A 14689-nucleotide genomic window follows, 5' to 3' on the forward strand; every position below is an offset into this window, starting at 1 on the left:
CCCGTTGCGCGGGCGTGTCCTGCGCGCGCGCTCGCTGCGCGCGCTCGGAAACACCGCATCGGCAAACCTGTCGCAGCGCGCCGGCGCCTGCGCCCTCCCGCGCTGGGGCGGCTCCGCTAGAATCGGCCCATGAGCCGCCCCGACCCCAACGCCGCGTCCGCCGGCGACGTACCGACACCGCAGGACCTGCCGCTGGACGGCCTGATCGTCGGCGTCTCGCTGGCGACGCTGGATTCGGCCGACGGCTACGGCGAGATCGCCGACGCCGCACTGGGCTGGCGCGACGGCATCCTGCATTACGTCGGCCCGCGCTCGGACCTGCCCGGAGACCCGGCCGCGCTGGCCGCGCAGGTGATCGTCGCCGAGGGCTGGATCACGCCCGGCCTGGTCGATTGCCACACGCACCTGGTGTTCGCCGGCGACCGCGCGCGCGAATTCGAGCTGCGCCTGCAGGGCGCGAGCTACGAAGAGATCGCGCGCAGCGGCGGCGGCATCGTCTCGACCGTGCGCGCCACCCGCGCCGCCGATGAAGACGAACTGCTGCGCCAGTCGCTGCCGCGCGCGCAGGCCCTGGTCGGCGACGGCGCGACCACGCTGGAGATCAAGTCCGGCTACGGCCTGGACTACGACAACGAACGCAAGATGTTGCGGGTCGCGCGCCGCATCGGCGAGATCCTCGGCGTCGGCGTGCGCACCACCTACCTCGGCGCGCACGCCTTGCCGCCCGAGTTCGCCGGCCGCAGCGACGACTACATCGCCGCGGTCTGCGGTTGGATGCGGCCGCTGCACGAGGAAGGCCTGATCGACGCGGTCGATGCGTTCTGCGAAGGCATCGGCTTCAGTCCTGCACAGACCCGGCGCGTGTTCGAAACCGCGCGTGCGCTGGGGCTGCCGGTCAAGCTGCACGCCGACCAGCTCAGCGATCTCGGCGGCGCGGCGCTGGCGGCCGAGTTCTCGGGTCTGTCGGCCGACCATGTCGAATACACCTCGCAGCCGAGCGTGCGCGCCATGGCCGAGCACGGCACGGTCGCGGTGCTGCTGCCCGGCGCCTTCCACGTGCTGCGCGAAACCCGTTTGCCGCCGCTGGAGGCGTTCCGCGAGCACGGCGTGGCGATGGCCGTGGCCACCGACTGCAACCCCGGCACCTCGCCCCTGCAGTCGCTGCGCCAGGCGATGCAGCTGGCCTGCACGCATTTCCGCCTGACCCCGCTGGAAGCCCTGCGCGGCGCGACCACGCATGCGGCGCGCGCGCTGGGTTGTTCGGACCGCGGCGTGCTGCGGGTCGGCGCGCGCGCCGACTTCGTGCGCTGGCGCATCGGCCATCCCGCCGAGCTGTGCTACTGGCTGGGCGGCGCGCTCGCAGGCGACGTCTACGCCGGCGGCCGCCGAGTCGCCGGTCTCATCGCCTAACCATCGCGCTCCCCTCCCAACCGCACGAGGCTTCCCGCATGCGTTCCCTGCTCGCCGTCGCCTGTACCCTCTCCCTGTTCGCAGGCGCCGCCCGTGCCGACGAGGCCCTGAGCCCGGCACAGAAGCTCGCCCGCTCCGCGGTCATTGTCGATACCCATATCGACGCGCCGACCGAATTGCTCAAGCATTGGAACGACCTCGGCGTGGATACGCCCAAGGTCGAGTTCGACTACCCGCGCGCGCGCCAGGGCGGCCTGGACGTGGCCTTCATGTCGATCTACACCTCACCCGATCAGGACGCGGCCGGCACCGCCTGGCAGGTCGCCAGCACCCAGATCGACGCGGTCGAGGCCATGGTCGGGCGGCATCCGGACAAGTTCGCGATCCTGCGTTCGCCGGCCGACTACGTGCGCCAGATCGACGGCGGCCGCGTGCTGCTGGCGCTGGGCATGGAGAACGGCGCGCCGATCGGCGACGACCTCGCCCGCCTGCAGCAGTTCTACGTCCGCGGCGTGCGCTACATCACGCTCGCCCACAGCCACAGCAATCGCATCGCCGACGGCTCCTACAGCCTGGATCGGCCGTGGAAAGGCCTGAGCCCGTTCGGTCTCAAGGTGGTCGCGGAGATGAACCGCCTCGGCATCATGGTCGACGTCTCGCACCTGACCGACGACGCCACCCGCGCCGCGCTCGCCGCGAGCCACGCGCCGGTGATCGCCAGCCATTCCGGCCTGCGCCATTTCACGCCCGACTTCGAGCGCAACCTCAGCGACGAGCTCGCCCAGGCCATCGCCAAGCAAGGCGGGGTGGTCCAGATCACCTTCGGCAACGCCTTCGTCGATCCCAAGACCGCCGGCGAGACCACCGCCTATTTCCGCGCGCGTCCCGAGTTCGACCGCGAGCAGGCCGCCGCGGCCGCGCGCGGCGAGAAGCCCAAGACGGTCGAGGAGTTCGACAAGGAATGGGAACGCAAGCATCCGCCGCTGGCGCACGCGGTCAAGATCGACGCGGTGCTGGACCAGATCGACTACGCGGTGAAACTGATCGGCATCGACCACGTCGGCATCGGCTCTGACTTCGACGGCGTCAGCGGCGCGCTGCCCGAAGGCCTGCGCAGCGTCGCCGACTACCCGAACCTGATCGCCGGACTGCAGGCGCGCGGGTACAAAGACGATGACATCCGCAAGATCCTCGGCGAGAACCTGCTGCGGGTTTGGCGCGAGGTGGAGAGGGTGGCGACGGCTGGGAAGTGAGGCGGGCGGAGTACGCCGACCTCTTGTAGCGGCCCTCACCCCAACCCTCTCCCGCGAGCGGGAGAGGGAGCGGACGCGCAGGCAGATAAGTAACGCCGGCCGGCCGTTGCCGTTGCCGTTGCCGCGGCATTGAAATCCAGTGCGCCGCACTCGCCCAATCCCATTCAGACCCGAAGGGCGGCGCGCAGGACGCGCGCCGTTTTTCGAGGAACAGGATGTTCCTTCGAAAAATCCCCGCGCACGCTCCGAACTCGCAAGGGAGGGTTGTCAAGGTATAGCCCTTCTCTTTGGTTACTTTCTCTTGGGCTAGCAAGAGAAAGTGACCCGCGCGCGCAGCGGGCGGAAGCCTTTGATCTAAAGAACCGAAACCATCGCAGAACCCCGCAGTTCGCGATCGCGGCTCACGCCGCTCCCACAGAAGGCAGAAGGCGGAAGGCAGAAGGCGGAAAGCGGAAAGCGGAGCCGTAGCGAAACCTCCGTCGGCAGGCGAAGTTCGCGGTCGCGGCTTACGCCGCTCCTACCCCAAAGCGAGCGCGCAACCGGCGCGGCCGCGAGGGTAGCAACACACGAACCTGCGATTCGTCAGAACGGCGCCTCAATTCTCAAGGCGGAGCCAAGAACGAGAGCGGCCCTAACGGGAACAACCCGTCGGCCCAAAAACAAAAAACCCCGCCGAAGCGGGGTTTTTGCGCAGCGCCGGAACCGACGCTTACTCCTTGGCAGCAGCCTTCTTGGCCACGACCTTCTTGGCCGCCGGCGCCTTCGCAGCCGGGGCCTTCGCGGTCTTCTTCGCGGCCGGCGCGGCGGCGGTGCCGGCGGCCTTGGTCACGGCCTTGCGGGCGTTGCCGTAGCTGGAGTTGTAGCGCTTGCCCTTGGCGGTCTTGCGGTCGCCTTTACCCATGGTCGTGCTCCTGAATTAGCGTTAGTGCGGTATGCGGTCGCGCGCCGGACGGGCGCGGTCGACGAACGATCGGGCCCGCGCGTCGCGCGCGAGGCTGCGAAGCCTAGCACAAGCGGCTTTCGGGGTCCTGACCTGGGCTCAGTGCGCGCAGCTGGCGTCGTGGATGTGGCCGTGGTTGAGGCGCAGGTTGGCCAGATGGGCCAGGCCGACCAGGGTGCCGCCCAGGGTCATCACGATCGCGTGCGGCACCACCGAATGGTGCAGCGGCGCGTACAGCACGCCCAGCCACAGCACCAGCAGACCCGGCGCCAGCAACGACACGGCACGGATGGCGTGGTGGCGGCGATAACCCCAGACCACGCTGAACACGCCCAGCAGGGTCGCGAACACGACGAAGGCCAGCTCGAAGCTGTCGTCGAACCAGCCGGCCACGCCCAGGGTGGGCAGCAGCGCGATCAGCAGCGGCAGCAGGGCGCAGTGGATCGCGCACAACAGCGAGCCGAAGGCGCCGATGCGGTCGAGAAAACTGCGGGGGCGTAGGGGAGGCATCAGCAATGCGGACAAAGGAAGGATGACTTCTGGGAGGGTGCAAATCTCATTTCGTTACTATATAACATTCCACATCCTCCCGTCACCAGCCCCCACTCCATGCCCTCCATGCTAGCCCGTCGCCCGCGCCGCAGCCTGCTCGCGATCGCCCTGACCCTCTCCCTGCCCCTGGCCGGCCCCGCCTTCGCCCAGCAAGCGCCCGACTCCGCCGCCGGCAGCGACACCGCCAGCGACAAGCGCCACGACCAGCCCACCGACCTGGATTCGGTCGTGGTCACCGCCTCGCCGCTGCGCGCCAGCGCCGAAGACCTGGCCCAGCCGGTCGAAGTGCTGTCCGGCGAGAAGCTCGACGAAGCCCGCGGCGCGACCCTGGGCGAGACCATCGGCAAACTGCCCGGCGTGCAGAGCTCCAACTTCGGCGCCGGCGTCGGCAGGCCGATCATCCGCGGCCTCGAAGGCCCGCGCGTGGGCGTGCTGAGCGGCGGCATGGCGACCCAGGACGTGTCCACGGTCAGCCAGGACCACAACGTCTCCGTCGAACCGTTCCTGGCCGACCAGATCGAAGTGCTGAAGGGCCCGGCCACCCTGCTCTACGGCAGCGGCGCGATCGGCGGCGTGGTCAACGTGGTCGATGGCCGCATCGCCGAGAAGCCGCTGGACGAAACCGTGTCCGGCCGCGCCGAGGTACGCCACGATACGGTCAACGACGGCTTCACCGGTATGGCCCGCGTCGATGCCATGGGCGCCGACGGCGCCGTGGTGCTGCACGCCGACGGCGTCTACCGCAACAACAAGGACTACCAGACTCCGCTGGGCCGGCAGCGCAACAGCTTCGTGGACACCAAGACCGGCGCCCTGGGCGCCTCGCTGGTCGGCGATCTGGGCTTCCTCGGCTTCTCGGCTTCGCGTTACGAAGACAGCTACGGCAATCCGGGCGAGCCCGGCGACATCGCCGCCGGCGAGGCGGGCGTGCATCTGGAAATGAAGCAGAGCCGCCTGGAGAGCAAGGCCGGCATCAACCAGGATTTCGGCATCTTCAGCAGCCTGCGCGCCAGCGTCGCCCACACCGATTACGAGCACATCGAATTCGAAGGCGAGGAGGTCGGCACCCGCTTCATCAACGAAGCCACCGAAGGCCGCCTGGAACTGACCCACAAGCCCTTCGGCGGCTGGATCGGCGCGTTCGGCCTGCAGGGCTACGACCGCAAGTTCGAAGCGATCGGCGAAGAAGCCTTCGTGCCGCGCACCCACACCAAGGCCTACGGCGCGTTCCTGACCGAGCAGAACCAGTGGGATGCGCTGCAGGTCGAACTGGGCGCGCGCGTCGACCGCATCGAGAGCGATCCCGCCACCGGTTTCAACCGTTCCTTCACCCCGGTCAGCCTGTCCGCCGGCGCGATCTGGAAGTTCAACGAGGCCTGGCGTCTGAGCCTGAACCTCGACCGCGCCGAACGCGCACCGGCCGAGGAAGAACTGTTCGCCGACGGCCCGCACGTGGCCACGGCTTCGTTCGAGATCGGCGACATGAACCTGGGCAAGGAGCGCGCGAACCAGGCCGAGCTCGGCCTGCATTACCACGGCTCGCGCTTCGAGGCCAAAGTCTCGGCCTACCAGACCAACTTCGACGGCTTCATCTACCTCACCGACACCGGCCTGATCGAGGACGACCTGCCGGTGCGGCAGTGGAGCCAGGCCGACGCGCGCTTCCGCGGCTTCGAAGCCGAAGCCATCGCGCATGTGTTCGACGGCGACGCCGGCAAGTTCGACGTGCGCGTGTTCGGCGACCGCGTCCGCGCCACCCTCGACCAGGGCGGCAACCTGCCGCGAATCGCGCCGGGCCGCGTCGGCGGCGAGCTGCGCTGGAACGCATCCTCGTGGCGCGCTTCGCTGGGCGCGACCCGCTACATGAAGCAGGACGACGTCGCCGTCGGTGAAACCCCGACCGACGGCTACACCCTGGTCGACGCCCACCTCGCCTACCACTGGGACACCGATCAACTGGGTTGGGAGCTGTTCCTGGACGGCACCAACCTCACCGACCAGGAAGCGCACGTGCACACGTCCTTCCTCAAGGACACGGTGGTGCTGCCGGGCCGCGGCGTGGCCTTCGGCGTGCGCATGTTCTTCTGACGTCCCCTCTCCCCGTCAGACCCGAGCGCCGGCCTTCGTGCCGGCGCTTGCGGTTGCGGCCGGAATATGTGCATATACACCTAATGAGCCCCGCCAAGCCTATTGCCGACGCCCCGGCGCGCAGCGCCTGCACCTGCTTCCGGGTGCGCAAGCTGACCCGGCTGATGAGCCAGCGCTACGACCAGGCGCTGGCGCCGGCCGGGCTCAATCTCAACCAGTATTCGATCCTGCGCCGCGCCGGCGGCACGCCGCGCAGCATCGGCGAGCTCGCACACGAGCTCGGCATGGACCGCACCACCCTCACCCGCGACCTCAAGCCTTTGCTCGCCGCCGGCTGGGTCGAGACCGCGCCCGGCGACGACGCGCGCCAGCGCCGAATCCGCGTCACCGCCGTCGGCCGGCGCACGGTCGCGCGCGCGATGCCGCTGTGGCAGGCGGCGCAGGACGACATCGAACGCGGACTGGGCCGGGCCGGCCTGCTCGCACTGCACGAACAGCTCGATCTGGCGATCGGGCAACTGCAAGGGAATCCCTCCGCATGAGCGCCGACGCCACCGCCGTAACCCCTTCCCTCGCCGCACCCGCCGCCTCTGCCGTGCGCTATTGGCCGTTGGTGATCGCAGCGACGTTGATGCTGATGATCACGATGGGCGTGCGCCAGTCGCTAGGCCTGTTCGTGAAGCCGATCGGCGCCAGCACCGGGCTGGGCATCGCCCAGATCAGTTTCGCGCTGGCGATCGGCCAATTCGTCTGGGGCGCGGTGCAGCCGGTATTCGGCGCGATCGCCGATCAACGCGGGCCCGGCCGGGTGCTGGTGTTCGGCAGCGTGCTGCTGGTCGCGGGCATGGCGATGACGCCGCTGTTCGCCTCCGAATGGGGCCTGCTGCTGACCCTGGGCGTGCTGGCCGCGGCCGGCGCCGGTGCAGGCAGCTTCTCGATCCTGATCGGCGCGACCGCGGCGCGGGTGCCGGCGCAGAACCGTTCGATGGCCGCGGGCGTGATCAACGCCGGCGGTTCGTTCGGACAGTTCCTGTTCGCGCCGTTCGCACAGGCGGTGATCAGCGCTGCGGGTTGGGCCGCGGGCATGTGGGCCTTGGCGGTCGCCGCGCTGGCGACGCTGCCGCTGGCCTGGCCGCTGCGCCGGCGTCAGGCGCCGGCCGCGACCGCTGCCAGCACCGTGGCGGCGCCGGGCATCGGTCTGCGCGAGCAAGTGCGCATCGCCCTGCGCGATCGCAGCTATTGGTGCCTGCATATCGGCTTCTTCACCTGCGGCTTCCACATCGCCTTCCTGGTCACCCACCTGCCCGGCGAGATCGCGCTGTGCGGCCTGCCCGACAGCGTGTCGGCGATATCGCTGGCGGTGATCGGCCTGTTCAACGTCGCCGGCAGCCTGGCCGCGGGCGCGCTGGGGCAGCGCTATCGCATGAAGTACCTGTTGGCGGCGATGTATGCCAGCCGCGCGGCGATGGTCGCGATCTACCTGGTGTCGCCGCCGACGCCGGCCACCTTCTTCATCTTCGCCGCCGGCCTGGGCCTGACCTGGCTGGCGACGGTGCCGCCGACCGCGGGCCTAGTCGGCAAGCTGTTCGGCCCGCGCTACCTGGGCACGCTGTTCGGCCTGACCCTGCTCTCGCACCAGATCGGCGGTTTCTTCGGCGCCTGGTTCGGCGGCCTGGCGATGGCGAAGTTCGGCGACTACACCTGGATGTGGTACGCCGACATCGTGCTGGCGCTGCTGGCCGCGGCGGCGAACCTGCCGATCCGCGAGACGCGCGTGCAGCGGGCGCTGGCGGCGGCGTAAGCCTTCGCTTTCTCTACATGCTTCCGTAGAAGCGCGTTTGCTGTAGAAGCGCGCTTTCTGTGGGAGCGGCGTAAGCCGCGATCAGGCCGTGTTCTTGGCCACGCGGTCCGCGCAGATGTGGTACGCCGACATCGTATTGGCGCTGCTGGCCGCGGCGGCGCCTGCCGATCCGCGAGGCGCGCGTGCAGCCGGCGCTGGCGGCGGCGTAAGCCTTCGCTTTCTCTACATACTTCCGAGTGGAAGCGCGCTTGCTGTGGGAGCGGCGTAAGCCGCGATGGATGCCACGGCACGGGTAAGGCGATCGCGGCTTACGCCGCTCCCACAGTACGCCGCTCCCACAGAAGGCGGGCTCGCCGCGATCAGGCCGCGTTCTTGGCCACGCAGTCCGCGCACATGCCGTGCACTTCCAAGGTCTGCGCCTGCGGTGCGAAGCCCAGCGCGCGCGCGCGCGATTCGAGCAGATCGACGATGCGCTCGTCTTCCAGTTCGGTCGCCGACTGGCAGCTGTCGCAGATCAAGAACGGCACCGCGTGCTGGGCGCCGCCCGGATGGTGGCAGCCGACGTAGGCATTGATCGACGCCAGCTTATGGATGAAGCCGTGTTCGAGCAGGAAATCCAGGGCGCGGTAGATCGTCGGCGGCGCCGCCGCGTCGTGGGTCGCCTTCATCCGGTCGAGCAGGTCGTAGGCCTTCATCGGCCGGCCGGCATCGGCGATCAGGCGCAGGGCGTGGGCGCGGATCGGCGTCAGGCGCAGGCCGCGCTGCTCGCAGGCCCGCTCGACCTCGTGCACGAAGGCGTCGCCGTCGTGGACGTGGTGCTTGGGGTCGGTGCAGGCGGCGGTGTGGCTGCTCATGGCGGGCTCCAGGCGCGGACGGGTCCTACGCAGGGATCTTAATGAGGGCAGCGTCGATGCGCTGCAAGGCCTGGGCCTGGCCGGCCAGATAGACCGTATGCGAGATGTCCGGGCTGACCTGGGTGCCGGTGATGGCCACGCGCAGCGGCTGGGCGACCTTGCCCATGCCGATGCCCAGGGCCTCGGCGCTGGCGTGCAGGGCCACGGCGACGGCCTCGGCGGTCCAGGCCTCAAGCGCGGCCAGGCGCGTGCGTGCCTCGGCCAGCGGCGCTTGCGCTGCGGCGTTCAGGTGCTTGGCGACCGCGGCCTCGTCGTACTCCTGCAGCGGGCGGTACCAGACCGCGGCGCGCTCGGCCATGTCCTTCAGGGTCTGCACGCGGTCGCGCAAGGCGACCACCACGTCGGCCGGTGCCGGCCCGGCGGCGAGGTCGTAACCCTGCTGGCGCAGGTGCCACTCCAGGTGCTTGCCGACTTCGACCGGATCGTCGCTCTTGAGGTACTGCTGGTTGAGCCAGCCCAGCTTGGCCGCGTCCAGGCGCGAAGCCTTGGAGTTCACGTCCTCGAGCTTGAACAGCCGCGTCATCTCCTCGATCGAGAAGATTTCCTGATCGCCGTGCGACCAGCCCAGACGCACCAGATAGTTCAGCAGCGCATGCGGCAGGTAACCGTCGTCGCGGTACTGCATCACGTCGGCCGCGCCGGTGCGCTTGGACAGCTTGTTGCCGTCCTCGTCCAGGATCATCGGCAGGTGCGAGAAATGCGGCACGGGGGCGCCGAGCGCGCGGTAGATGTTGATCTGGCGCGGCGTGTTGTTGACGTGGTCGTCGCCGCGCACGACGTCGGTGATGCCCATGTCCAGGTCGTCGACCACGACCGCGAAGTTGTAGGTCGGGTAGCCGTCGGCGCGGAAGATCACCAGATCGTCGAGCTCGCTGTTGGCGATCTCGATGGTGCCCTTGACCTTGTCGTCGAACGCGACCGTGCCCTCGAGCGGATTCTTGAAGCGGATCACCCGGTTCGGATCGTCGCGGTAGGGTTCGTTGCGGTCGCGGTAGGCGCCGTTGTAACGCGGCTTCTCCTTGGCCGCCATCGCCGCGTCGCGCGCGGCGGCGAGCTCTTCCTTGGTTTCGTAGGCGTAGTAAGCGGTGCCGGCGGCAACCATCTGCTCGGCGACCTCGCGGTAACGCGCCAGGCGCTGGGTCTGGTAGATCGGGCCTTCGTCGTAGCCCAGGCCCAGCCAGTCCATCGCCTCCAGGATCGCGTCGATCGCGGCCTGGGTGCTGCGCTCCTGGTCGGTGTCCTCGATGCGCAGGATGAACTGACCGCCCGCGCGGCGCGCTTCCAGCCAGCAGTACAGCGCGGTGCGTGCGCCGCCGATGTGCAGGTAGCCGGTGGGACTGGGAGCGAAGCGGGTGCGGCAGGTCATGCGGGACTCGGGATGGACCGGGGAATCAGGCATTTTAACGGAGTGGCCGTGGCGCTGCCGGATACGCCCGCAACAGCCGGTCCGATGGCATCGCCGCGGACGCAGAACCGCACCGACCAACGCAAATCCGCCGCTTGCCGACCTTCACGCGCCGCATTCGGCCTGCCGCTCAGTGTCGGTGCCCTAAACTACCCCGATGACGACCCTTTTCATTTCCGATCTGCACCTGGACGCCGAACGCCCGCAGACCACCGCCCTGTTCGGCCAGTTCCTGCGCTCCGAGGCCCGCGGCGCCGACGCGCTGTACATCCTCGGCGACCTGTTCGAAGCCTGGGTCGGCGACGACGACCCGTCCGAGACCGGCGCCTATGTCGCCGCCGAACTGCGCGCGCTGGCCGACAGCGGCGTGCCGGTGTCGTTCATCCGCGGCAACCGCGATTTCCTGCTCGGCGACGACTACGCGCGCCGCGCCGGCATGCGCATCCTGCCCGACCCCGCCGTGGTGATCCTGTACGGCCAGCCGACCCTGATCCAGCACGGCGACCTGCTGTGCACCGACGACGTCGCCTATCAGCAGTTCCGCGCCCAGACCCGCGACCCGGCCTGGCAGGCACAGTTCCTGGCGCAGCCGCTGGCCGCGCGCCTGGCCTTCGCCCAGCAGGCGCGCGCGGCGAGCAAGGCCCATCAATCGGGCCTGCGCGACGCCGGCACCATGGAAACCATCACCGACGTGTCGCCGGCCGCCGTCGACAGCGTGTACGCACGCTACGGCCTGGACCGCATGATCCACGGCCACACCCACCGCCCGGCGGTGCACGAACTCGAAGTCGCCGGCATCGCGCGTCAGCGCGTGGTGCTGGGCGACTGGTACGACCAAGGCTCGGTGCTGCGGGTGAACCGCGACGGCCTGCAGCTGCAGGCCTTGAGCTGATCTTCGTTTTCGCTCGAACCCGCCGCGCGCACGGCGGGTCTGAGCGCGGACGCCGGCAAGGCCGGCGCCCGCCCTTCCAGACTTAGAACTTCACTTCCGCGGTCAGGAACATCTGCCGCGGCGCGCCCGACTGCAGGGTGTAGTTCAGACCGTTCGGGTCCGAGGTCACGAAGCCGTTGGTGCCGATGCTGCCGAAGTAGTCTTCGTCGAACAGATTGGTGACGTTGAACTGCAGCTTGAACGCGTCCGCCCAGCTCAGTTCGGTCCATTCGTAGGACACGGCGGCGTCGGCGACCCAGAACGATCCGACCTTGGAATCGTTGAGATAGGTCAGATAGCGCTTGTCGGTGTACTTGGCGCCGATCTGGGCCGAGAAGCCGTCGCGGCTCCAGCGCAGCTCGGTCGCGTACAGGCGCTTGGGCGCGTCGACCACGTCCTTGCCCTTGGCCGGGATCAGGGTGGTGCCGTCAAGGTAATCCGAAGCGTACTCGGACTTGTTCCAGGCCAGCGAGTTGTACCAGCTCAAACCTTCGATCGGCGTCCACAGCACCGTCAGTTCGGCACCGCGGGTCTCGACGTCGCCGACGTTGGCGAAGCTGGACGCGCAACCGACGATGCCGGCGCAACGCGCGATCGCCAGCAGGCGGTTTTCGAAATCGACGCGGTACAGCGCCAGCGAGGCCTCCAGGCCGTCGCGGCTGGTGCGCAGACCGGCTTCGATGGTGCGCGAGGTTTCCGGCTCCAAGGTCGCCACCGCGGCATCGAACGCCAACTGCGAGGTCGAATGCGGACCGTTCACGCCGGTGCGGAACGCGGCCATGTTCTCGCTGTAGGAGCCGAAGATTTCCTCGTGCTCGCTGAACTGCCAGCGCGCGCCGACCTGCGGCAGGAAATTGTCTTCCGCTTCCAGCTTGCCGCCGGCGCGGCTGCCGATCAGGCGTTTGCCGTCGGTTTCCACGCGCGTGCCCTTGAAGCCGGCATCGACCGCGACCCGACCGTCGGCGAACTCCATGTGGTCGGTGATGTAGTACTGGCGGGTGTCGGTGTCGAAACGCTGGCGGAACACGCGCGCGTCGGGGTCGCGCAGGAAGTAGATGCCGTTCGGCGGCGTGTCGCGGCGCAGGTTGTAGAAGTTGCGCTGCACGCCATGGGCGTTCTGCTCCAGCCACAGGCCGGCCTGCAGGCGGTGGTTGCCGATCTGCCAGGTCAGGCTGGGAGTGATGCCGGTGCGCTCGATGTCGTACTCGGTGGTGCGCATCGCGATCGGCACGTCCGGCGAGGACGCGTACGGCGTCGCCCAATGGCCCTGGCCTTCGTTGCGGTGGTAGTAGACGGTGGCGGCGAAGCTCAGGTCCGGCGTCGCCGACCAGTCGGCGGAGACGTACAGCAGGTCGTCGTCGCGCAGGCCGCGGGCGATGTAATACGCGTCGTCGAGGCTGTTGACGCCACCGCGGAACACGCCGCCGGCGGCGTCGATCGCGCGCTGCCAGTCGCCGGCGTAGTTGTCCCAATCCATGCCCAGGCGACGCGCCGAATCCAGCGACAGGTCGGCGTAGTCGGTCTCGCGCCGGCGCGAGGTCGCGGCGTAACCGGTCAGCTTGAGGTCTTCGGTGGCGTAGACCAGCTTGGCGTTGAACTGGGCGTTGCGCTGCGGGCCCTCGCCCTTCCACTTGTCGGTGGTGTGGAAGGCGCCGCTGAGGTAGGCGCTGAAGCCGTTGTGGTCGCCGGTGTCGACGCGCGCGTAGCTGCGGCGGGTGGCGTCGCTGCCGAAGGTCTGGGCCAGGCGCACGCCGTAGTCGGCCGAGGGGTCGCTGCTGAAGAAGCGCAGGGTACCGCCGAGGTTGCCGCTGGAGGCTGTGTCGATCGCGCCGCTGCCCTGCGACAACTCGGCGCCGGACAGGTTCTCGCTGATGATCGCGCGGCTGATGTGCAGGCCGTTGTGATTGCCGTAGCTCATGTCGCCCAGCGGCACGCCGTCGAGGGTGAAGCCCAGCTGCTGCTGCGAGAAGCCGCGGATGCTCAGCTTGCTCGACCATTCGTAGTTGCCCCAGGGATCGGAGCTCTGGAAATGCACGCCCGGCAGCTTGGCCATGACCTTGAGCGGGCTGGTGCCGGCGGCTTCGCGCTGCAGATCGGCCTTGCCCAGTGCCTGCACCTGGCGGGTCTGGCCGGTGCCGACCACCGAAACCGCATCGAGCGTGGTGGCGTCGTCCATGGCCGCGGCGGACGCGGCGACGGCGGCGGGTTGGGAGGCATCGGCTTCGGCATGTGCGGTGGCGGCGTACAGACACAGCAGGATCGAGGCGGCGAGGATCGTCGTCTTCGTCGTCATGAGGGACTTCCAGTGAGAGAGAGTGCCGCCGCGCGTTGGCGCGTATCACTCCGGGCGGCATGCAGAGCGAAGCCGCGGAAGTCTGTCGATATCGTGTGTACGCGAGATTGCAGTCAGAAGGCAGTTCGTCCGAGAACGCTGCGCCGCGCACGCTTCGCGGCTCGACCCGGCCGAATGACAGCGGCTACGCGCAGCGCTGGGCGCTGGTGCGGGTGGCCTAACGGGCGCCGCGCTCAGCGTTCGACGAAGGTTTCCAGCATGCGCAGCTCTTCGTCGTCGAAGCCGGCCGCGCTGCGCGCTTCGAAGTTGAAGGGGCCGTAGAGCACGGCGCGCGCGTATTGCGCCAGCAGTTCGCGGAAGCGCGGGCCGGGATCGATGCCGGCGCGCTCGCAGTACCAGCGGTACCAGTGCGAGCCGGCGGCGACGTGCGCGACCTCCTCGCGCAGGATGGTTTCCAGGATCGCGACCGTGGCGCTGTCGCCGAGCGAGCGCAGCTTGACGATCATGCCCGGGGTCACGTCCAGGCCGCGCGCTTCGAGCACGCGCGGCACCAGGGCCATCCGCGCCAGACCGTCGTGAGCGGTCTTCTCGGCCATTTCCCACAAACCGTTGTGGGCGTCGAAATCGCCGTAGTCGTAGCCCAGTTCGTGCAGCCGGGCGCGCAGCAGGTCGAAGTGGCGCGCCTCGTCGGCAGCCACGCTCACCCAGTCGGCATAGAACTGCGCCGGCAGACCGCGGAAGCGGTACACCGCATCCCAGGCCAGGTCGATGGCGTTGAACTCGATGTGGGCGATGGCGTGCACGAATGCGGCGCGACCCTCTTCGGTGCCGAAACCGCGCTTGGGCAGGTCGCGTGGATGCACCAGCAGCGGACGCTCGGGACGGCCGGGCATGCGGATCGGCTGCGGCGCCGGCGCGTCGTCCGGCGTCGCCAATTCGCCGCGCGCGTAGGCGCTCGCGGCGGCGAACGTCGCGGCGACCTTGTCCTCGGGAGCGGCGGCGTCCAGGCAGGCACGCGCGGCGTCGAACAGGCTGGGCATGGGGCTGGGCGCCGAATCCGCCCTGCCCCCATTTTGCGCAGGGGGAAAGGCGGAGGCGGAGC

General features: G+C 69.2%; 12 protein-coding genes. 6 read left to right on the forward strand and 6 right to left on the reverse strand.

Annotated elements, in window-relative coordinates; translation table 11 throughout:
- The first annotated feature begins 129 nt into the window (after positions 1–129).
- Together hutI and ASE10_RS19180 are read left to right on the forward strand one after the other, a co-directional pair.
- Positions 130–1410 (forward strand): imidazolonepropionase, encoded by a 1281-nt coding sequence (gene hutI, locus ASE10_RS19175; RefSeq protein ID WP_055901439.1) that lies wholly within the window; start codon positions 130–132, stop codon positions 1408–1410.
- Positions 1411–1448: 38 nt separating this feature from the next.
- Complete coding sequence (locus ASE10_RS19180) at positions 1449–2663, forward strand: dipeptidase (protein ID WP_055901442.1); 1215 nt, start codon at positions 1449–1451, stop codon at positions 2661–2663.
- Between the two features lie 709 nt (positions 2664–3372).
- Here the strand turns inward: ASE10_RS19180 and ASE10_RS19185 are convergent.
- Positions 3373–3564 (reverse strand): 30S ribosomal protein THX, encoded by a 192-nt coding sequence (locus ASE10_RS19185; RefSeq protein ID WP_055901445.1) that lies wholly within the window; start codon positions 3562–3564, stop codon positions 3373–3375.
- 138 nt (positions 3565–3702) lie between these two features.
- A complete protein-coding gene (locus ASE10_RS19190; RefSeq protein ID WP_055901572.1) occupies positions 3703–4113 on the reverse strand; it encodes a MerC domain-containing protein in 411 nt (136 codons plus the stop codon).
- A gap of 99 nt (positions 4114–4212) precedes the next feature.
- Between ASE10_RS19190 and ASE10_RS19195 the strand changes: the two genes are divergently transcribed.
- The 3 genes from ASE10_RS19195 (at position 4213) to ASE10_RS19205 (ending at position 8044) form a co-directional block, all read left to right on the forward strand.
- Complete coding sequence (locus ASE10_RS19195) at positions 4213–6243, forward strand: TonB-dependent receptor (protein ID WP_055901450.1); 2031 nt, start codon at positions 4213–4215, stop codon at positions 6241–6243.
- 83 nt (positions 6244–6326) lie between these two features.
- Positions 6327–6785, forward strand: a complete 459-nt coding sequence (locus ASE10_RS19200) for a MarR family winged helix-turn-helix transcriptional regulator (protein ID WP_055901455.1) — start codon at positions 6327–6329, stop codon at positions 6783–6785.
- Entirely contained in the window at positions 6782–8044 is a 1263-nt protein-coding gene (locus ASE10_RS19205) for an MFS transporter (RefSeq protein ID WP_055901458.1), read from the forward strand. The genes ASE10_RS19200 and ASE10_RS19205 overlap by 4 nt, the downstream gene beginning before the upstream one ends.
- A 359-nt stretch (positions 8045–8403) precedes the next feature.
- Here ASE10_RS19205 and ASE10_RS19210 read toward each other — a convergent pair whose 3' ends face one another.
- Together ASE10_RS19210 and gltX are read right to left on the reverse strand one after the other, a co-directional pair.
- Positions 8404–8898, reverse strand: a complete 495-nt coding sequence (locus ASE10_RS19210) for a transcriptional repressor (protein ID WP_055901461.1) — start codon at positions 8896–8898, stop codon at positions 8404–8406.
- Between the two features lie 25 nt (positions 8899–8923).
- Positions 8924–10324: a glutamate--tRNA ligase gene (gltX, locus tag ASE10_RS19215; RefSeq protein WP_055901464.1), complete on the reverse strand. Its 1401-nt coding sequence runs from the start codon at positions 10322–10324 to the stop codon at positions 8924–8926.
- Positions 10325–10520: 196 nt separating this feature from the next.
- On the opposite strand from gltX, the gene lpxH reads away from it, so the two are divergent.
- Positions 10521–11255 carry a UDP-2,3-diacylglucosamine diphosphatase gene (lpxH, locus tag ASE10_RS19220; RefSeq protein WP_055901467.1) on the forward strand — a complete coding sequence of 245 codons (735 nt, stop codon included), beginning with the start codon at positions 10521–10523 and terminating at the stop codon, positions 11253–11255.
- A gap of 82 nt (positions 11256–11337) precedes the next feature.
- Here the strand turns inward: lpxH and ASE10_RS19225 are convergent, their stop codons facing one another.
- Both ASE10_RS19225 and ASE10_RS19230 read right to left on the reverse strand, forming a co-directional pair.
- Positions 11338–13587: a TonB-dependent receptor gene (locus ASE10_RS19225; RefSeq protein ID WP_055901470.1), complete on the reverse strand. Its 2250-nt coding sequence runs from the start codon at positions 13585–13587 to the stop codon at positions 11338–11340.
- 233 nt (positions 13588–13820) lie between these two features.
- Positions 13821–14627: a ferritin-like domain-containing protein gene (locus tag ASE10_RS19230; protein WP_055901473.1), complete on the reverse strand. Its 807-nt coding sequence runs from the start codon at positions 14625–14627 to the stop codon at positions 13821–13823.
- Positions 14628–14689 lie beyond the last annotated feature (62 nt).

Origin of the sequence: Lysobacter sp. Root76 (genome assembly GCF_001428685.1) — a bacterium.
In the GTDB taxonomy this organism is placed as follows: domain Bacteria; phylum Pseudomonadota; class Gammaproteobacteria; order Xanthomonadales; family Xanthomonadaceae; genus Lysobacter.